This window comes from Pseudarthrobacter sp. 05T312 (genome assembly GCF_056396685.1).
This window is the reverse complement of record NZ_JBFTLY010000018.1, coordinates 73,816-91,230: the sequence shown is the minus strand read 5'-3', so window position 1 is coordinate 91,230 and position 17,415 is coordinate 73,816. Positions and strand designations below refer to the sequence as shown.

General features: G+C 67.7%; 15 protein-coding genes, 1 pseudogene and 1 riboswitch. Of the genes and pseudogenes, 9 read left to right on the top strand and 7 right to left on the bottom strand.

All coding sequences use genetic code 11. The annotated features are described in order from the left end of the window. From AC1DIP_RS18230 to AC1DIP_RS18215, 4 genes and pseudogenes are all read left to right on the top strand, one after another. A pseudogene (locus AC1DIP_RS18230) lies at positions 1–288 on the top strand (hypothetical protein); the annotation flags it as partial. 70 nt (positions 289–358) lie between these two features. Continuing rightward, on the top strand, positions 359–1,399 hold the full coding sequence (locus AC1DIP_RS18225) for a zinc-dependent alcohol dehydrogenase (protein WP_477734592.1): 1,041 nt from the start codon (positions 359–361) through the stop codon (positions 1,397–1,399). Positions 1,400–1,402: 3 nt separating this feature from the next. Beyond that, entirely contained in the window at positions 1,403–1,798 is a 396-nt protein-coding gene (locus tag AC1DIP_RS18220) for a 6-pyruvoyl trahydropterin synthase family protein (RefSeq protein WP_477734591.1), read from the top strand. A gap of 2 nt (positions 1,799–1,800) precedes the next feature. After that, the gene (locus AC1DIP_RS18215; protein ID WP_477734590.1) at positions 1,801–2,868 is read left to right on the top strand and encodes a glycosyltransferase family 4 protein; all 1,068 of its coding nucleotides are present in this window, start codon (positions 1,801–1,803) and stop codon (positions 2,866–2,868) included. Between the two features lie 32 nt (positions 2,869–2,900). On the opposite strand, the gene AC1DIP_RS18210 is transcribed toward AC1DIP_RS18215, so the two are convergent. Further along, positions 2,901–3,416, bottom strand: coding sequence for a deaminase (locus AC1DIP_RS18210; RefSeq protein ID WP_476209234.1), 516 nt, complete (start codon positions 3,414–3,416; stop codon positions 2,901–2,903). Between the two features lie 55 nt (positions 3,417–3,471). Here AC1DIP_RS18210 and AC1DIP_RS18205 point away from each other — a divergent pair, with 55 nt between their 5' ends. From AC1DIP_RS18205 to AC1DIP_RS18195, 3 genes are all read left to right on the top strand, one after another. Then, a complete protein-coding gene (locus AC1DIP_RS18205) occupies positions 3,472–4,296 on the top strand; it encodes a phosphatase PAP2 family protein (RefSeq protein ID WP_476209236.1) in 825 nt (274 codons plus the stop codon). 12 nt (positions 4,297–4,308) lie between these two features. Continuing rightward, on the top strand, positions 4,309–4,944 hold the full coding sequence (upp, locus tag AC1DIP_RS18200) for a uracil phosphoribosyltransferase (RefSeq protein ID WP_477734589.1): 636 nt from the start codon (positions 4,309–4,311) through the stop codon (positions 4,942–4,944). A gap of 104 nt (positions 4,945–5,048) precedes the next feature. Further along, a complete protein-coding gene (locus AC1DIP_RS18195) occupies positions 5,049–5,453 on the top strand; it encodes a VOC family protein (protein WP_477734588.1) in 405 nt (134 codons plus the stop codon). A 176-nt stretch (positions 5,454–5,629) separates the two neighbouring features. Here AC1DIP_RS18195 and AC1DIP_RS18190 read toward each other — a convergent pair whose 3' ends face one another. The 6 genes from AC1DIP_RS18190 to AC1DIP_RS18165 all read right to left on the bottom strand — a co-directional run bounded on the left by AC1DIP_RS18190 (position 5,630) and on the right by AC1DIP_RS18165 (position 14,685). Further along, positions 5,630–6,340 carry an aggregation-promoting factor C-terminal-like domain-containing protein gene (locus AC1DIP_RS18190; RefSeq protein WP_476209242.1) on the bottom strand — a complete coding sequence of 237 codons (711 nt, stop codon included), beginning with the start codon at positions 6,338–6,340 and terminating at the stop codon, positions 5,630–5,632. 5 nt (positions 6,341–6,345) lie between these two features. After that, positions 6,346–6,509, bottom strand: a riboswitch (cyclic di-AMP (ydaO/yuaA leader). A 197-nt stretch (positions 6,510–6,706) separates the two neighbouring features. Next, entirely contained in the window at positions 6,707–8,860 is a 2,154-nt protein-coding gene (locus tag AC1DIP_RS18185; protein ID WP_477734587.1) for an ArnT family glycosyltransferase, read from the bottom strand. 6 nt (positions 8,861–8,866) lie between these two features. After that, a complete protein-coding gene (locus AC1DIP_RS18180; protein ID WP_477734586.1) occupies positions 8,867–10,966 on the bottom strand; it encodes a glycosyltransferase family 39 protein in 2,100 nt (699 codons plus the stop codon). Further along, positions 10,963–12,369, bottom strand: a complete 1,407-nt coding sequence (locus AC1DIP_RS18175) for a bifunctional glycosyltransferase family 2/GtrA family protein (RefSeq protein WP_477734585.1) — start codon at positions 12,367–12,369, stop codon at positions 10,963–10,965. Before AC1DIP_RS18175 ends, AC1DIP_RS18180 begins: the two co-directional genes overlap by 4 nt. A gap of 86 nt (positions 12,370–12,455) precedes the next feature. Beyond that, positions 12,456–13,967, bottom strand: a complete 1,512-nt coding sequence (locus AC1DIP_RS18170) for a sensor histidine kinase (protein ID WP_477734584.1) — start codon at positions 13,965–13,967, stop codon at positions 12,456–12,458. Then, positions 13,945–14,685, bottom strand: a complete 741-nt coding sequence (locus AC1DIP_RS18165) for a winged helix-turn-helix domain-containing protein (protein WP_476209250.1) — start codon at positions 14,683–14,685, stop codon at positions 13,945–13,947. The genes AC1DIP_RS18170 and AC1DIP_RS18165 overlap by 23 nt, the downstream gene beginning before the upstream one ends. A gap of 134 nt (positions 14,686–14,819) precedes the next feature. Here AC1DIP_RS18165 and AC1DIP_RS18160 point away from each other — a divergent pair, with 134 nt between their 5' ends. Continuing rightward, a complete protein-coding gene (locus AC1DIP_RS18160; protein WP_477734583.1) occupies positions 14,820–15,905 on the top strand; it encodes a hypothetical protein in 1,086 nt (361 codons plus the stop codon). Positions 15,906–16,463: 558 nt separating this feature from the next. After that, a complete protein-coding gene (locus AC1DIP_RS18155) occupies positions 16,464–17,330 on the top strand; it encodes a winged helix-turn-helix domain-containing protein (protein WP_477734582.1) in 867 nt (288 codons plus the stop codon). Positions 17,331–17,415: the final 85 nt, after the last annotated feature.

Genomic DNA, 17,415 nt, shown 5'->3' with positions numbered 1-17,415 from the left:
GGACAGCCCTGCCCCAAACACCACAAACTCCGCCACACCACCGGCTGGAAACCCACCCCCGCCACCAAGAACGAACCACCAGGCTGGACCTCACCATCGGGCCGCCACTACCCGAGCGAACACCAGGACTGGGAACCACCACGCTGGCCGGACGGATTTCTGCAAGATGAAAGGTTCCTGCCGGGTGGGCAAATCATGCCAAGCAAAGAGATGGTGCCTAAAGAACTGAGCCTTGCCAAACAGCGCAGCCTCCTCGAGGAAGTGCTCCTCCAACACCTTGTCTCGTGAAGCGGTAGACCCCGCCACGCGCCGTCGGACTTTCCCCGGCGCCGCGCGTCCGGTTAGATTCGTCAGCAAGATGACAAATTCACAGACTCCGATCCACGCAACCGCATACTGGACCACCGCGAAGGAACATGGCGAGCTCAGGGGCGAGGACGTACCCGCCCCGGGACCCGGTGAAGCGCTGGTCCGTACCCTCTACTCCGGCATCAGCAAGGGCACCGAAATGGTGGTCCATGCCGGGGCGGTGCCACCGCGGGTAGCGGAGGAAATGCGGGCCCCGCACCAGGAAGGCCAGTTTCCCGGGCCAGTGAAATTCGGTTACTTGTCGGTCGGAATCGTGGAGGAAGGGCCAGAGGGGTGGAAGGGCCAGCGCGTGTTCTGCCTCAACCCGCACCAGGACCTCTACGTGGTCCCGGTGGAATCCCTGACCAGGATTCCCGACGACGTTCCCTCCCGGCGCGCGGTCCTCACCGGGACAGTGGAAACGGCGGTCAATGCCCTGTGGGAAGCCGGGCCAAGGCTGGGGGACAGGATCGCCGTCGTCGGTGCCGGGCTGGTGGGCGGCATGGTCGCCACGCTCCTGCGCACCTTCCCGCTGCAACGGCTGCAGCTTGTGGACCTGGACGCGGGAAGGAAGCAGCTCGCGGACGCCCTGGGGGTGGACTTCGCACACCCCGACGACGCCCTGGCCGACTGCGATATCGTGTTCCACTGCTCGGCCTCCCAGGAGGGCCTGGAACGCAGCCTGCAGTTGGCCGGCGATGAGGGCGACGTGATCGAAATGTCCTGGTACGCCAACCGGGAAGTCACTGTGCCGCTGGGGGAGGACTTTCACGCCCGGCGCCTGTCCATCAGGGCAAGCCAGGTTGGTACCGTGGCACGGGCCCGGCGCCACCGCCGCACCAATGCCGACCGCCTGGACCTGGCAGTTTCGCTGCTCAAGGACCCCGTCTTTGACGCCTTCCTGACCGGTTCCTCCCGGTTCGAAGACCTGCCCGGCGTCGTCCAAAGCCTGGCGGACGGCACCCTGGAAGCCCTGTGCCACGTCGTCGAATACCCGGCCCCAAAGCAAGCACCCAGCCCCGCCGCCCACGACTCCGAAAACTTGAGGTAACCCATGTTCAGCCTTACTGTCCGCCGCCACTTCATGATCGCCCACAGCCTCCCCCGTAAAGCCTTCGGGCCTGCCCAGGGACTCCACGGGGCAACCTTCGTTGCCGAGGTGACCTTCCGCCGCCGCGCACTGAACGATGACGCAATCGTCCTGGATATCGGCGCCGCCGGAACCATCATCGAGGAAGTGCTGGCCGGCCTGAACTACAAAAACCTGGACGAGCATCCGGACTTCGAAGGCCAGCTCAGCACCACGGAGGCGCTGGCCGAGTACATCGCCAAAAAAGTTGCCACCCGGATCAAGGACAGCGACGACGGTCGCGAACTAGCGGGCCTCGATGTCATCCTGCGCGAGAACCCGGATGCGTGGGCCTCCTATTCCCTGGACCTCACTGCCTGACAATGCGCCGCATCTGCCTGCTCGTCCCCGGCAATATCCGCCACAGCTCGGGCGGCAACGTCTATAACGCACACCTGGTTGCTGGGTTGCGGGGGCGCGGCGCGTCGGTGGACGTCATCAGCGTGGAGGGGGATTGGCCGCTCGCCGGCACAACCGAGCGACGCCGGCTCGGGGACCTTCTCGAGGAAAACGTCCGTCCTGCAGTGGCGCTCGTCGACGGGCTGATGGCCGTTGGTGCTCCCGCTGAACTGGAAGCCGCGGCCCGGGCAGGGCAGCACACATGGGTTCTGGTGCATATGCCGGTGCCGGAAAGTTCAGGCGAGCTGGCCCTTGCAGACGAGGCCAGGGCTCTCCGGGCAGCAACGGGGGTGATCTGCACCAGCACCTGGGCGGCAACTGTACTTGCGCAGAGAGGGTACGGGCAGGGGCATGTTGCACTGCCCGGAGTGGACCCCGCAGCCCAGGCCGGCGGTTCCACGCCCCCGCACTTGGCGGTGGTGGCCGCCTTGCTGCCCAACAAGGACCAGCTGCTGGCCGTGCAAGCACTCGCCCAAATCCAGGATCTGCCCTGGACTGCCTCCCTGGTGGGCTCGGACCAGGCAGACCCCAACTATGCACGCGAAGTCCGGGCTGCCATCACGGAGAACGGGCTGCAGGAACGGGTCCGGCTCACCGGCGAGCTGGCCGGTGAAACGCTGGAAGCTGAATGGGCGCAGACCGACCTCACCCTCTTGCTGTCCCGGGCGGAGGCATTCGGAATGGTGGTCACCGAGTCCTTGGCCCACGGCATCCCCGTGATTGTCCGGGAAGGGACAGGGGCAGTGGAGGCGCTGGGGCTGGCAGGATTATCAGCGGCCGACGGCGGCCCCCGCCTTCCCGGGGCAGTGCTGCCACTCCCGGAAGGCGGGCACGAGAGCCCGGGCCTGCTGGCCGAAGTCCTGCGCCACTGGCTTCAGGACCCGGACAAGAGCGAAAGCTGGCGCGCAACAGCGCTGGAAGCGCGGACGAGGCTTCCGGGCTGGAGCAGTACCGCCAGGGAGGTGCTGGTCCTGCTGGCGGGTCGCGACTGACAGCGGGTCTGGAGACCTAGCCGATTTCGGGACTAGTGCTGTTCGCTGTTGCTACGGTGTCCCGCGAAAAACTCCCGCAACAATAAGGCGCACTCTTCCTCGCGCACTCCCGGGTACACCTCAACCCAGTGGTTGAGCCGGCGTTCGCGGAGGATGTCGAACACCGAACCGGCAGCGCCGGCTTTTTCGTCCCAGGCCCCGAACACCACCCGCGGGATCCGGGCCAGGACGATCGCGCCGGCGCACATGGCGCAGGGTTCCAGCGTGACCACCAGCGTGCAATCGGACAACCGCCAGCCGTCGCCGCTGCTGCCGCCGAGCCGTGCCCGTTCCTGCAGCCGGGCCGCGGCTTCCCGGATGGCCACCACCTCGGCGTGGGCCGTGGGGTCGCCCAGTTCCTCCCGCTGGTTCCGGCCCGAACCCAGCACCCCGCCGTCGGGCCCCAGCACCACGGCGCCAATGGGAACATCCTCCGTGGCGAGTGCCCGGCGCGCTTCCGTCAACGCAAGGCCCATCCAGGCATGATGTTCTTTATCGGGCAACGGCATGGCTCAATGATAGTTTCGAGGATACTCAGGTTACTGACCGACGCCGGGAGGCACCATGGACACTCTTCGGGATCGCCTAGGTCTCTGGTTCAAGCCGTATGCGGCTCTGGTCCTCACCTTCCTCGTGGGCGGTGCGATCATCGTATCCCTGGCCTTGCTGGGCGCCGAGGTGTACGACAACGTGGTGGATTCCGCTGGCCTGGCCAACCTGGACAAGCCAGCCCTGGCCCTCTCAGAGAGCCTGCGCAGCCCCGGACTCGACGCTTTCGTTACCGGCTTCACCAATATCGGCGGCGGAATCGGAATGCCCATCCTCGCCAGCATCCTCACCGCCTGGCTGACCTTCCTCAGCCGGAACTGGCGGCCCCTCATCCTGATTGGCGGAGCAGCGGCCGTCTCCATCATGGCCACGACGTTCGGTAAGAAGCTGGTGGGCCGCACGCGCCCGGACCACGCGGATGCGGTACCCCCTTACGAGGATTCACCGTCTTTCCCCAGTGGCCACACCCTGAACACCACCGTGGTGATCAGCCTGGTGGTGTACCTGATCTGCCTCCAGTTCCAGGCCATGGTGGTCCGCGTCTCGGCCATCACGGCCGGCACGCTTTTCATCATCGCCATGGGGCTGAGCCGCGTCTTCCTTGGCCACCACTGGCTGACCGATGTCATGGCCGGGTGGCTGCTCGGCCTGACCTGGGTGGGCGTGGTCATTCTGGCGCACAGGTTGTTCCACTTGGTCCGCAGGCGGGAGCATGCCGGTGCGGCGCCGTCGTTCGACCGTCCAATCGTCCGCGACGTGGTGGCCGAGGAAGTGCACCATAGGGGCGACGGCGGCAGTGAGCACGCCCACGGCGGCCACAACAAGGACACCGCCGGATGATAGTTTTGGGGGATGCGTACTCTCGTTGTTGACCACCCCCTGGTCGCCCACAAGCTCACCGTCCTGCGGGACAAGAACACGCCGTCGCCGGTCTTCCGGCAGCTGACGGAAGAGCTGGTGACGCTGCTGGCCTACGAAGCCACCCGGGAGGTCCGCACCGAGCCCGTCACCATCGAGACGCCTGTCAGCACCACCATCGGTACGGCGTTCACCAAGCCCACCCCGCTGGTGGTCCCCATCCTGCGCGCAGGCCTGGGTATGCTGGAGGGCATGACCAAGCTGGTCCCCACCGCCGAGGTGGGCTTCCTGGGCATGGCCCGGGATGAGGAAACGCTGGACATCATCACCTACGCCGAGCGCCTCCCCGAGGACCTGACCGGCCGGCAGGTATTTGTCCTGGACCCCATGCTGGCCACCGGCGGCACGCTGCGCGAAGCCATCAAGTTCCTGTTAAAGCGGGGCGCTTCGGACGTCACTTGCATCTGCCTGCTCGCGGCTCCGGAGGGCCTGGCCAAGCTGGAGGAGGAACTCGGCGACGCCAACGTGCACATCGTCCTGGCCTCCATCGATGAGAAGCTCAACGAGAAGTCCTACATCGTTCCCGGACTGGGCGACGCCGGCGACCGCCTCTACGGCATCGCCGGGTAGCCTCCCGCCTTTCAGGACTCGACCTGTCGGGACAAGGGCCTTTTTCGACGGCCCCATTTGCGCTGGGCCTTTCCGGGCCGGTGCGCCGCCGCTAGCCTGTGCGGATGGACTGGAAACTCGAACTTGCCTTTGTCCCCGTCTCCGACGTTGACCGCGCCAAGGATTTCTACGTCAACAAGGTGGGCTTCAACGCCGACTACGACGAGCGGCCCTCGGACGACATCCGCTTCGTGCAGCTTACGCCGCCCGGTTCGGCCTGCTCCATCTGCATTGGCGAGGGGCTGACGGACGCACCTCCCGGCACCGGCGCAAACCTGCAGCTGGTGGTCAGCGACATCACGGCAGCTCAGGACTTCCTGAAGAACAACGGCGTGGATGTCAGCGACGTGGACGTCCAGGACTGGGGCCACTTCGTGTATTTCGCCGATCCGGACGGCAACAGGTGGTCTGTCCAGTACATCCCGTGGCGTAACCCCGGGGCAGGCGCGGCGCAGAGCCCTGCACCTTAAACCACTGTGGGCCGCATCCCTCGGGATGCGGCCCGCAGTCTAGGCGGTATTTCCTGCCGGGCCCCACTCCAAGGCGTACGACGGCGGGGGCCGGGACGCGTCGTCGGGCGGCCGTCAATGCTGGAAAGGCTCAGCTGAAGGTGCCGCTTCGTCGCGTTGCGGCAGGGGAGTGGTGCCTAGTACCAGTTGTGCGCCAGGTGGAAGCTCAGTGCGCCGCAGGGGGACTGGTAGCTCTTCTTGATGTAATCCAGGCCCCAGTTGATCTGGGTGCGGTAGTTGGTGAGGTAGTCCGCGCCGGAGCTGGCCATCTTCTCGGCCGGGAGGGATTGGACGATTCCGTACGCCCCGCTGCTGGGATTGGTGGCCGTGGTGGTCCAGTCGGATTCCTTGGTCCACAGGGTCTGCAGGCACTGCATCTGGTCCGGTCCCCAGCCGAACGTGGCCAGTTGGCCGGCCGCGTAGGCCTGGGCGCCCGCAGGATCGTTGACCGCGACGGCGGGTGCAGGCTCGGGTGCGGGGGCAGGGGCGGGCGCCGGTGCGGGAGCAGGCGCAGGGGCTGCCGGTGCGGGAGCGGCGGGCGCTGCTGCCGGAGCCGGTTCAGCCGCCTGCGGCGCTACGCTGATGGCTGCGGGAGCGGGGCTCTCCACCGGGTTGGAGCGGATTTCGCTCTTCTCGATGCTCATTTGGGCGTCAGCTGCTGCCGTGTTTGACTGGGTGGACGATGCCGGGGCCATGCTGCTGGTGGCCTGTCCGGCCGCGCCTACCCCGACCAGCACCGCGCACGATGCCGCAAGAACTGCGGCGCGCTGGCCGAGGGTGGTCTTCTTGGCCTGCTGCTTGGCCCTGTGTTTAGCGTGCAGGCATGATTCTGCCGTGTTTTTGGACATGATTGATCGCCTCTCACACCTGCGGAGTTAGCTGTCGGGTTCGGATGAGGGCATCCGGCCGTACGGAATGAAAATCACGTACTGGCTTAACCCCAAGGGCAGTTATTGCCCGGGACGGTGGGTCCCCCGCCTCTGCCGTTGCTCAATCGGAATCCGGGGAAGCGGCAGAGCTTGGCGTCAACCCGGGATATGCGGTCCGAACGGGGACCGCACCCAATCGACGGTACAGGAAGATTAAGCGGAAGTCACGTTTAGGTAACGGAAGTCACGGATCCAGCGCGTCGGTTTGCGGCAGCGCGAACGGAGGAGTGATGGCCTGAGGCAGTCCGGCCCGCAGGGACTTCCGGCCCGGGCCGGACTGCTTCGCTACTGGCCAGACAGGGCGTACACCGTGGTGCCGCCGATGCTCTGCGCCTGGAAATTGGCTGCCACCCACTCAGTAATCCGGGTTGCCTCATCCGAGCCGCTGGAGGAACGCATGGTTCCGCCCGCGATGAAGAAATGGATCCTTCCCTGGGACACCAGCTCCTGGAACTGCGCCAGCGTTGGGGAGGGGTCGGTGCCGTTGAAGCCGCCCACCGCCATGACCGGAAGTTCGGTTGCCAGTTGGTAACCGGCGGCGTTGTTGGAACCCACCACGGCCGCGGCCCAGGTGTAGCTTGACGCCCCGGCCTGGAGCGCGGTGACCAGGTCGGCCGACGGCGTGGGTGCACCCAGGAGCCCGCCCATGCCTCCGCTGCGGTTCCCGGCAAACCCCGTGCCGCCTTGGGTGCCTTGCTGCCGGAAGCCTTGTCCTCGTGTGCCTTGTCCCGGTGTGCCTTGGGCTGCGTTGCCCGTGCTCCCCGTGCCACTGGGGCCGAATCCGTTCCGGTTGCCCCCGGCGCCACCGGGTGCGCCGCCCGGCCCCGCACCGAACCCTGTCGTGGGTCCTGCGCTGACGATTGCCCCGCTGTGCGCCGCCGACGCCGTGGAGACGGAGTAGGCCAGCGGCCCGGCGAGCGACGCAGCAACGGCGAGCGCCGCCGTCGTCCGCTGCAGGGAGCGGCGGCCCAGGAACCGGTTGAGGCCCACTCCGGCCGCCGCGGCCAGGCCTGCTGCCAGCACCAGCCAGCGCAGCCACGGACCGTAGGCCGATGTGGTGCCCAGCAGCGAAAACGCCGTCAGGGCGGCCGCTGCCACCGCCGCCGCGAGCAGGATTGCAGCGGCCGGCTGCTGCCTGTGCTGCCACAGGAGGACAGCGCCCAGGCCGGTAAGCCCAGCAATTCCCGGCGCGAGCGCCACAGCGTAGTAGGGGTGGATGATGCCGGCCATGAAGCTGAACACCAGGCCCGTCACCAGGACCCACGAGCCCCAGGCCACCACCGACGCACGCACCGGATCCGTCCGCGGTGCCCGCCGGCCCACCCACAGCAGGCCCGCCGCAAGGATCAGGGCGGAGGGAAGCAGCCACGCTATCTGGCCCCCGAACTCGCTGTTGAACATCCGGAACAGGCCGGGGACGCCCCACCCGTTGCCGCCGCCCACGCTGCCCGTCTCGTCGCCCGTCAGCCGCCCCAACCCGTTGTAGCCAAGGGTGAGTTCCAGGATGGAGTTGTCCTGCGACCCGCCAATGTAGGGCCGCATGCCGGCAGGCGTCAGCTCCACGGCCGCGAGCCACCAGCCCGCGGAAACCACCATCGCTGCCCCCGCCGCCGCCAGCCCCAGGAGGCGCCGGCCCAGCCTGCCCGGCGCCGCGACCAGGTAGGCCACGGCGAACCCGGGAACCACCAGCAGGACCTGCAGTTGCTTGGCCAGGAAGCCTAAGCCCAGGAACACGCCGGCCAGCAGGAGCCAGCGCAACCGGCCCTCCTGGATTGCACGGAGGACCCCGTACGCGGCGGCAGTCATGAGCAGCACCAGCAGGGCGTCCGGGTTGTTGAACCGGAACATCAGCGTGGCAACCGGCGTGAGGGCGAGGACGGCAGCGCCCAGCAACCCGGCCCTGTGGGCGAGGGCGGCGTCACCGGTGGCGTGTGCCGCTGCCCGGCGCACCGCAAGGTGGAGCAGCCAGGCGGCCCCGACCCCCATTAGCGCTTGCGGGACCAGGATGCTCCACGGGCTTAAACCGAAGATCCGGACGGACAGCCCCATGATCCACAACGAGGCCGGCGGCTTGTCCACCGTGATGGAGTTGGCGGCGTCCGAGGAACCGAAGAACCACGCGGTCCAGTCCTGCGATCCCGCCTGGGCCGCGGCGGAATAGAACGCGTTGGCCCAGCCTGATGCGCCGAGGTTCCAGAGGTACAGCACGGCCGTTCCTGCCAGTACCGCCGCCAGTTCCAGGTGCCGGCGGAGGGCCAGGGGATCCCGTGGAAGCCGGCCGGACTGTGTTCCGCCGTCCCCGGAAGTCCGGGCTCCGGCCTTCCGGTCTTCGGCTGCGCGTGCTTCGGTTGCGCGGTCTTCGGCTGCGCGTGCCCCGGAGGGCCGCTCAACGCCGGCCGCGGTGCGTGGGTACGGCGGGGTCCGGTAGTGGCTGGCCATGGCGTGCTACTCCGCCAGGCGGTAGACGGTGGAGTTGCCCACGGTCTGTGCCTGGAAGTTCGCCTGTACCCAGGCGGCCACCTCGGAGTTGCCGCCGCGGCCGCCCATGCCGCCTCCGCCCATGCCGCCGCCCTGGATGTAGTATCCGATCTCGCCCCTGGACACCATGTCCTGGAACTCGGCGAGCGTGGGGTACGGATCCCCGCCGTTCCAGCCGCCCAGCGCGATGACGTTGGTGTTCGTTGCCAATTCCAGGCTGGCTGCCTGGCTGGCACCCGAGACGATGGCGGACCATTTCGTGGTGGTGGAGGAGAGCAGCGTGGTCACGGCGGCGTCGGCGGTACCTTCACCGCCGGGGCCACCGGCTGAACCACCAATTCCATTCGCGGGGTCAAAGCCGTTCGCCGGGTCGAACCCGTTACCGCCGGAGGCGGCCCCGTCAGTTCCGGCGTTCGCGTCGGTGCGGTCGGTGCGATCGCCGCGGAACCTCGCGGCCCGGTTCCCAAAGCCGCCTGCCGACGAACCTGCGGGCCCCGACGTCGGAATGGAGCCCGAGTGTGCGGAAGCCGCGGTGGCCAGGGTCCAGGCAGTTGTGCCGAGGCCGCCGGCGAGCAGGGATACGGCGACGACGGCGGCCGCCCCTGCACGCCGGAACCGTCCGCCGGCCCCCAGTGCGTCGAGGCGGAGCAGGATCCCGGCAGCTGCCAGGACACCGAGGACGATCACGGCGATGCGCAGCCAGGGGAGCCACGCGGCGTCCCGGCCCAGGAGTACGGCGGACCAGAGGGACGTGCCCAGGACCGTCACGGCCAGCACCGTCCGGGCCGGCCAGTAGGCGCGGCCCCGCCAAAGTTCCACGGCACCTATGCCAACCAGGGCGGCGATCGCCGGGGCGAGCGCCACGGAGTAGTAGGGGTGGACGATGCCGCTCATGAAGCTGAAGACTCCGGCAGTGACCAGCAGCCAGCCGCCCCACATGATCAGTGCTGCCCGGCTACTAGAGGTGCGCGCTTCACGCCGCGTGAACCACAGGCCGGCCACCAGCAGGACCAGGGCCGCGGGCAACAGCCACGACACTTCGCCGCCAAAGCTGGTCCCGAACATCCGGAGCAGGCCGGCGGCTCCGCCGAATCCGCCGTTCGCTCCGCCGAAGCCCCCTGGTCCGCCGGCCGCTCCTCCTGCGCCGCCGCCGGGCATCCCTTCACCCGAACCAGTGATGCGGGCCAGCCCGTTGTAGCCGAAGGTCAGTTCCAGGAAGCTGTTGGTGGTGGAGCCGGCCATGTAAGGCCGGGCAGCGGCGGGCGTCAGCTGGAACAAGGCAACGTAGCTGCCGGCCACCACAACGATGCCGCCGAGTGCGCCCAGCAGGTGCACCACCCGGCGTCCCACCGGGGCCGGCGCCGCCCACAGGTAGGCCAGCGCCAGCGCCGGTACCACCAGGAACCCCTGCAGCATTTTGGTGAGGAACGCCAGGCCAATCACGGCGCCCGCCGCCACCAGCCACTTCCAGCCCGAGCGCTCGATGGCGCGGGTGGTGAAGTACGCCGCGAGCACCAGGCACAGGGTGAGCATGGCGTCCGGGTTGTTGAATTTGAACATCAGCGCAGCAACGGGCGTCAGGGCCAGGGCACCACCTGCCAGCAGGCCTGCCGCCGGCCCGGAAACCCTCTTGACCGCCAGGTAGAGGAAGCCGACGGCGGCCACGCCCATGAGCGCTTCGGGCACCAGCATGCTCAGGGAGGAGAAGCCGAAGATCCGGCCTGCCAGCGCCGGGATCCACAGCGCTGCGGGTGGTTTGTCAACGGTGATGGCATTGCCGGCGTCGAGCGAGCCGAAGAGGAAGGCGGTCCAGTCCTTGGTGCCGGCCTGGATGGCTGCGGCGTAAAACGAGTTGCCGTAGCCGGTTGCTGCCAGGTTCCACAAGTACAGGACGGCGGTGGCCAGCAGGAGCCCTGCGGCGGAAGGCCGTACCCAGCGCGGTTGGTTTCCGAACGCGTAGCACTTCCAGCGGGGCGCGGTCCCGCCGGCTGCCGGCTGCAGGTCCGGGCCGGCAGAAGGTGCTTGCATGCCGGCAGCCTGGCCGGCAGGAGAAATGGTGGAGGTCATGATGCTGCCGTTTCTGTGGAAGGGGTGGCTTGGGTGCCGGCTTCGGTGTTTTCGCCGGGCTCTGGTGCCGGAACGGTGGTACCGCCCGGGTCGCCCGTTTTCGCCCGCGGAGTCCGTTCCCGGAACACCCAGAGCCGGAACAGCAGGAACCGCACTGCCGTGGCCGCAAGGTTCGCCGCCACGACGGTGAGGACTTCCGCCCACCGGTCAGGCGTCGTCGTCCGGTGCACCAGGGCAAGTGCCCCCGAGGTCAGCACCAGGCCGATGCCGAACACGATCAGCCCCTCGAAATGGTGCCGGACCGGGTTGCCGCCCTGGATGCCGAACGTGAAGCGCCGGTTGGCTCCGGTGTTGGCCACGGCGGTGACCAGCAGGGCCAGGAAGTTTGCCAGCTGCGGATCCATGAAGCCGCGGCAAAACAGGAAGATCAGCAGGTAGGCAAGCGTTGAGGCGGCGCCGATGGCTGCGAACCGGACCAGCTGGCCGAAGAGGCTGCCGCGGCGGGTCTGTTCGTCGGCCCGCGACGACGCGGGCAGCGGCCCCCGCGCCAGGGCTGCGCGCAGTTCCGGGATCGGGATCCGGCCGTAGACCAGGTCGCGGGTGAGCCGTGCCATCCCACGGACGTCGGCCAGCGCTGTGCGGACCACGTCAACGCTGGAATCGGGATCGTCGATCCAGTCCACAGGGACTTCATGGACGCGGAGGCCGCAGCGTTCGGCCAGGACCAGCAGCTCGGTGTCGAAGAACCAGGAGTTGTCCACCGTGTAGGGGAGGATCTGCTGTGCGACATCGGCCCGGATGGCCTTGAACCCGCACTGGGCATCACTGAACCGCGCGGCCATCAGGGAATGGAGCATCAGGTTGTAGCTGCGCGAAATGAACTCACGCTTGGGTCCGCGGACAACCCGGGAGTTGCGGGTCAGGCGGGTGCCGATTGCCAAGTCCGAGTGCCCGGAAATCAGGGGTGCCAGCAACGGGGGCAGCGCCGCCAGGTCGGTGGAAAGGTCCACGTCCATGTAGGCCAGGACCGGAGACGGGGAAGCCAGCCACACTTTCCGCAGCGCATTCCCGCGGCCCTTCTCATCCAGGTGGACCACCGCCACCTCCGGGAACTCGCGGGCCAGCCGTTCGGCGATCTTCAGGGTCCCGTCCGTGCTGGCGTTGTCCGCCACGGTGATCCGGAAAGTATGCGGGAAGGTATCCAGCAGGTGCCCGTGGAGCCTGCGGAGGCATTCCTCGAGGTCGCGCTCCTCGTTGAAGACGGGGACGGTGACATCAAGGACGGGGACGGCGGTGCGCGTGTCCACGGGGGCGCGCCGTACGGCACGTCCCCGGGAAGGAAGGCCCGGCGGCGCCACCGCGGCGTCCTGCAGGGTTCCTGAAGTGGAGTCGGTGAGCGTCATGCATCAACAGTGGCTCCGCCGTATTTGTGGGCTTTAGGCGCAACCTGTGACGTGCCTGTGTAAGTCAGGGCAGGGCGGAACGCCGGTCAGGATGCGGCGGAGCCGGCGGCCGGAAGGCGGACCGCGAACTCGGTCCTGCCCGGCCGCGATACCAGTTCCACGGTGCCGCCGTGGGCCATGACGATGGATTCGACAATGGACAGGCCCAGGCCGGAGGAACCTTCGGAGCCGGACCGGGCGGCGTCCGCACGGGTGAAGCGCGAGAAGATGCTGCCCTGGAATTCGGCCGGTATGCCGGGCCCGTCATCGGTGACCGTGACCACCACGCTTCCGTCGGCCGAGCGCATCACGCCGGTGGTCACGGTGGTCCCGGCCGGCGTGTGCTTCCGGGCGTTGGAGAGCAGGTTCGCCAACACCTGGTGGAGCTGCGTGGTGTCCCCGCGGACAGTGACGGGTTCGTCGGGCAACTGCAGCTTCCAGGTGTGGTCCGGGGCCATGACCTTTTCGTCGCTGACGGTTTCGACCACCAGCTGGGTCAGGTCCACGTCCGTCGCTTCGGTGGCCTTGCCCTCATCCAGCCGGGCCAGCAGCAGCAGGTCCTCCACCAGCGCGGTCATGCGCTCCGACTGGCTTTGCACCCGTCCCAGCGACTTCTGGCCGTCCTCGGTCAGGGGCTCGGTCATGCGCATCAGTTCGGTGTAGCCGCGGATGGCAGTCAGCGGAGTGCGAAGTTCGTGGGAGGCGTCGGCCACGAACTGGCGCACCTTCATCTCGCTGCGCTGCCGGGCTTCCAGCGCACTGGAGACGTTGTCCAGCATCAGGTTAAGGGCATGGCCCACGCTGCCCACCTCGGTGGTGGGGTGCGCCGCGGAGGCCGGCACGCGCACCGCCAGGGCTACCTCACCGGCGTCGAGCGGCAGCTTGGAAACCTTGGTGGCGACGTCGGAGAGCTGCTCCAGCGGCCGCATGGTCCGCCGGATCAACGCCGTGCCGGCCAGGCCGATCAGGACCAGGCCGCCGAGCGAAACCAGCACCATTGTCAGGACCAGTGACGCCTCGGTGCTCTGTTTCGTTGCCAGCGGCAGGCCGGTGATCACTACATCGCCGTAAGGGGTTGCGGTGGCCATGAGACGGTAGTCGCCGTTGGAGAGCTCGCGGTTGACCGGCACGCCGTTGTGGGGGAGGGCCTGCAGTGTGGCCACGTCACGGGAGTTCAGCGCGGTGCGGGTGGCATCCGAGGAGAGGAAGCCCGCTTCCCGGCTGATCTGCCCGTTCACCACCCGGGCGTTGAGCGTGCCTACGCTCTGCCCGCGCGCGTCCAGGGGGTCGGGGCGGCCGGAAGGGTTGCCTTCCGGTGGACGCCCGCGGGAGGCCAGCATCAGCTGCGCATCGAGCTGGTTGGTGAGGACGACATCCATCGAGGCGTAGCTGACCACCCCGATGGCGCCGGAGATGGCCACCAGGAGGGCCATGGACAGCAGGATCAGCCGGGTACGGAGGTGCCAGGTGGCGGGATTGAACCAGGACCGGCCGGCGGGCCGGGGGACACCGGAAAGAGACACGCGTTTCCTTCGGCTAGTCTGCGGGCTTGATGACATAGCCCGCGCCGCGCACGGTGTGGATCATCGGCGGGTGGCTCGCTTCGATCTTCTTGCGCAGGTAGGAGATGTACAGTTCCACAATGTTGGCCTGGCCGCCGAAATCGTAATCCCACACATGGTCCAGGATCTGGGCTTTGCTGACCACGCGCTTCGGGTTTTCCATCAGGTAGCGGAGGAGCTCGAACTGGGTTGCCGTCAACTGGATATCGTCCCCGGCGCGGGTTACTTCCCGGGTGTCCACGTTGAGGACAAGATCGCCCACCACCAGCTCGGCGGTGTCCATCGCGGCCACCCCGGAACGCTGTACCAGCCGGTGCAGGCGGAGCAGGACCTCTTCCATGCTGAAGGGTTTGGTGACGTAGTCGTCCCCGCCGGCGGCCAGCCCCACGATGCGGTCCTGGACATCGTCCTTGGCCGTCAGGAACAGCGCCGGCACCTCCGGCGCGAAGGCGCGGATCCTGCCCAGCAGCTCCACGCCGTCGAACCCCGGCAGCATCACATCAAGCACCAGCACGTCCGGGTGGAAGTCCTTGGCTAGCTTGACGGCCGTGGGTCCGTCACCGGCCACGGCCACCGACCAGCCGGCCATGCGCAGGCCCATGCTCATCAGTTCCGACAGGCTGGGCTCGTCATCGACCACCAGGGCGCGGATGGGGGAACCGTCCGGATGGGTGAGCTGGGGAAGGTTGTTGGTCATGGGGTGCGGGGATGCCATGGGACAACTCTCCGATCTGTCGGTTTGCCGATGCTTTGCCAATGCTGTGTTCCGGCTGTGAGCTCCAGCCTAGCCACCTGTGGCCCGGGTGGGGTGGCGCCTTCCCGCGCGGCCCGGCCAGGTCACAGGCAGGCGTGGCTCGCAGCACAGCCCCCGCACAGCTAAGCGGCAGAGCCTGTTGGGACAACAGCATCACCAACAGCTACGAGCTCCTGGAGGAAGCCATGGATCAGCAGGACAACGCCTACCCGGGTGCAACTGGCGGAAACGGCCAGGGCCGCCCCGCCGGTGACGGCCGGGAGCAGAAGGACAAGCCGGCGCCCGTGTGGGAAGGCTCGGCGGATGGCGCCGGCCGCGGGGGCGGGGCCCGTGAATGGGCAACCCCGGGCCAATATGCCGCGCAGGAACCGGCGGACAGGGACCAGTCGCAGTGGGACAGGGCCCCGCAGGGCCAGCCTGCCCACGGTTGGGGCGCCCCCGCCCCAGGTGCGGCTTCGCCCGGCTGGGGTACGACGGCGGCAGCGGGCCAGGTGCCCGGCCCCGGCACGGGGTGGGGCGCACCGCAGCAGTACGCACCCGGAACGCCGGCCCGGGCCGGCAAGGGGAACTGGACTGCGAAGAAGGGTGCACTGGTGGGCGGCATCGCCGTGGTTGTGGCCGCCGCAGCCGGTGCCGGCGCCTATGCTGCCGGGAACGGAACGGCTGCGGCGAACAACGCCCAGGGAATGGGCGCCGCGGGGCAGTTCGGTCCGGGCAGCCAGGGCGGCATGACAGGTCCGAATGGGCAAACCGGCGTTGGCGGCAGCGGCATGCCCGGTGGCATGGGGATGGACGGTGGACCGGGCGGGCTGGGCGTGGGATCCGCCGGGCTCAACGCGGCCGTCCATTCCGAATATGTCGTCCTTGAAGGCTCCAGCTACGTCACCATGGCTGGCCAGGCCGGCACAGTGACCGAGATTTCGGGAACGTCCATGACCGTGAAGAGCGAGGACGGGTTTTCCCGTACCTACACCGTGGGCTCCGACGTCCAGGTGACCCAGGGAATGCGGCAGCGGGGCGGCAGTTCCACCGGCAGTACGCTCGGCCTCTCCAGTGTGACCGCAGGGGCCAGCGTGCGCGTGACGGCCCTCAAGGAGTCGGACACGTACACCGCAGAGACCATCCAGCTGGTCACGTCCACCACCGCTGCGACCCCCAAATCCGGGACCAGCAGCAACTGACGGCGGCATTAAACACCGGCGTACCGTCCTGCCTTCGCAGCCGCGCACGCGTTCGCGGGCAAAAAACCGGACGAAGGCGGGACGCCGGCTGGACATGCTTGAGGCGATTCCACGTCAAACGGTTGAATTTCGGACGCATTCGGTAAACCGGAAGTTATCCGAATTTTATTCTGGAAAAACTGGGAAAGGTGGGTGTTGCCGGGATAACCGTTCAAATTCTTCCCCCCTTCCGAAATAGTGACATGCAGCACAATTTCGCGTTTTGTCTCACAATGCGGACTATTAGGTCCATTGTTACTTGCAAGTTGGCATTGTTACGCGGCACACTTCCACTGTGAACAAGAACTCAACAGCACCTGCAGCCGCAGAATATTGGCCCAGCACATCCGCTGCTGCCGACATGCGCTGTTGTCGAATGCACGCCTGACCTTCCCACCCACCGAAGTTCTTAGGCATTCGCCCCCAAGCCCAGCGTCGGGCGCCCATCCCCGGTCCGCGTGACGGGGAAGCCAGCATTCGAGCCGCGGAGACGGCCATTTCACATTGAGGTAAGCATTCATGTCAGTTGCATCCGGATACGTCCACATCTCTGTCCGTAACGCCGCCAAGGCAGGCCAGGCCTCCGGCCTCCGTCCCGGCTTCGGCCCGCGCCCCGCGCTTGCTCCCTCCACTTCCGGAAGCAGCTTCCCGGCCCAGGGCTTCGCCCCGCAGGGATACAACCCGAACTCCTACGGCCAGCTCCGTGCTGTGCACCCGGCTGAGTCCGCTCCCATTACCGCCCCCACCCCTGTGGTGCCCGGCGCAAACCAGGTCCGTCCGGTAGCCAACGACAACGTGGCCCGCGGGTTCGTCCTGTACATGGGTATCGACGAGGAAACCGCGGCAGCAGCCGGCACCTCCATCGCCAAGCTCGCCCAGGAAATCCGCGCTTACGCCCAGTCCCTGGTCTCCGGTGCCGAGAGCTACGCAGCCGTGGCGGTTGCCCCCGCCGGCACCCCCGGTTCCGCGCTCGACGTCGTCCGTTCGACCTTTGGTGACCCGACGGTCAACTCCCGCCAGCGCACCGAAACCCCCCGCCCCGCCCAGGCGCAGGAACCGCGTCCCTCCGGCGTGCTTATCGACCTCGCCCGCCGCGAAGTGCACCTGGACGGCGAATCCCTGAACCTGACGTTCAAGGAGTTTGAGCTCCTCAACTACCTCGTCGAAAACGGTACCCGCACCGTGGGCCGGGACGAGCTCCTCGAGGGGCTGTGGCGCAACGCCGAAGAAGTGCCCAACGAGCGCACCATCGACGTCCACATCCGCCGCCTCCGTTCCAAGCTTGGCCGCCTCGCCAACACGGTCCGCACCGTCCGCGGCCAGGGCTACCGGTTCTACGAGCACCCGGAGGTTGTTGTCTGGGCCGCTCCGGAGTACTCGATCTAACTCTTCACCTTCGCCCTAAAGGCGGCATATCCCTCGGCGCCTGCGCTCGTGCCTCCGCGGCTGCTTGGTCCGGGCGTCACTGTGG

What these genes read in the sequence shown, in the direction of transcription:
- AC1DIP_RS18175 (WP_477734585.1), bottom strand. Translation starts at nt 12,369, where the DNA reads ATGACGCTCACCGACTCCACTTCAGGAACCCTGCAGGACGCCGCGGTG.
- AC1DIP_RS18205 (WP_476209236.1), top strand. Translation starts at nt 3,472, where the DNA reads ATGGACACTCTTCGGGATCGCCTAGGTCTCTGGTTCAAGCCGTATGCG.
- AC1DIP_RS18165 (WP_476209250.1), bottom strand. Translation starts at nt 14,685, where the DNA reads ATGGCATCCCCGCACCCCATGACCAACAACCTTCCCCAGCTCACCCAT.
- AC1DIP_RS18210 (WP_476209234.1), bottom strand. Translation starts at nt 3,416, where the DNA reads ATGCCGTTGCCCGATAAAGAACATCATGCCTGGATGGGCCTTGCGTTG.
- AC1DIP_RS18180 (WP_477734586.1), bottom strand. Translation starts at nt 10,966, where the DNA reads ATGACCTCCACCATTTCTCCTGCCGGCCAGGCTGCCGGCATGCAAGCA.
- AC1DIP_RS18225 (WP_477734592.1), top strand. Translation starts at nt 359, where the DNA reads ATGACAAATTCACAGACTCCGATCCACGCAACCGCATACTGGACCACC.
- AC1DIP_RS18155 (WP_477734582.1), top strand. Translation starts at nt 16,464, where the DNA reads ATGTCAGTTGCATCCGGATACGTCCACATCTCTGTCCGTAACGCCGCC.
- upp (WP_477734589.1), top strand. Translation starts at nt 4,309, where the DNA reads ATGCGTACTCTCGTTGTTGACCACCCCCTGGTCGCCCACAAGCTCACC.
- AC1DIP_RS18195 (WP_477734588.1), top strand. Translation starts at nt 5,049, where the DNA reads ATGGACTGGAAACTCGAACTTGCCTTTGTCCCCGTCTCCGACGTTGAC.
- AC1DIP_RS18170 (WP_477734584.1), bottom strand. Translation starts at nt 13,967, where the DNA reads ATGTCATCAAGCCCGCAGACTAGCCGAAGGAAACGCGTGTCTCTTTCC.
- AC1DIP_RS18190 (WP_476209242.1), bottom strand. Translation starts at nt 6,340, where the DNA reads ATGTCCAAAAACACGGCAGAATCATGCCTGCACGCTAAACACAGGGCC.
- AC1DIP_RS18185 (WP_477734587.1), bottom strand. Translation starts at nt 8,860, where the DNA reads ATGGCCAGCCACTACCGGACCCCGCCGTACCCACGCACCGCGGCCGGC.
- AC1DIP_RS18215 (WP_477734590.1), top strand. Translation starts at nt 1,801, where the DNA reads ATGCGCCGCATCTGCCTGCTCGTCCCCGGCAATATCCGCCACAGCTCG.
- AC1DIP_RS18220 (WP_477734591.1), top strand. Translation starts at nt 1,403, where the DNA reads ATGTTCAGCCTTACTGTCCGCCGCCACTTCATGATCGCCCACAGCCTC.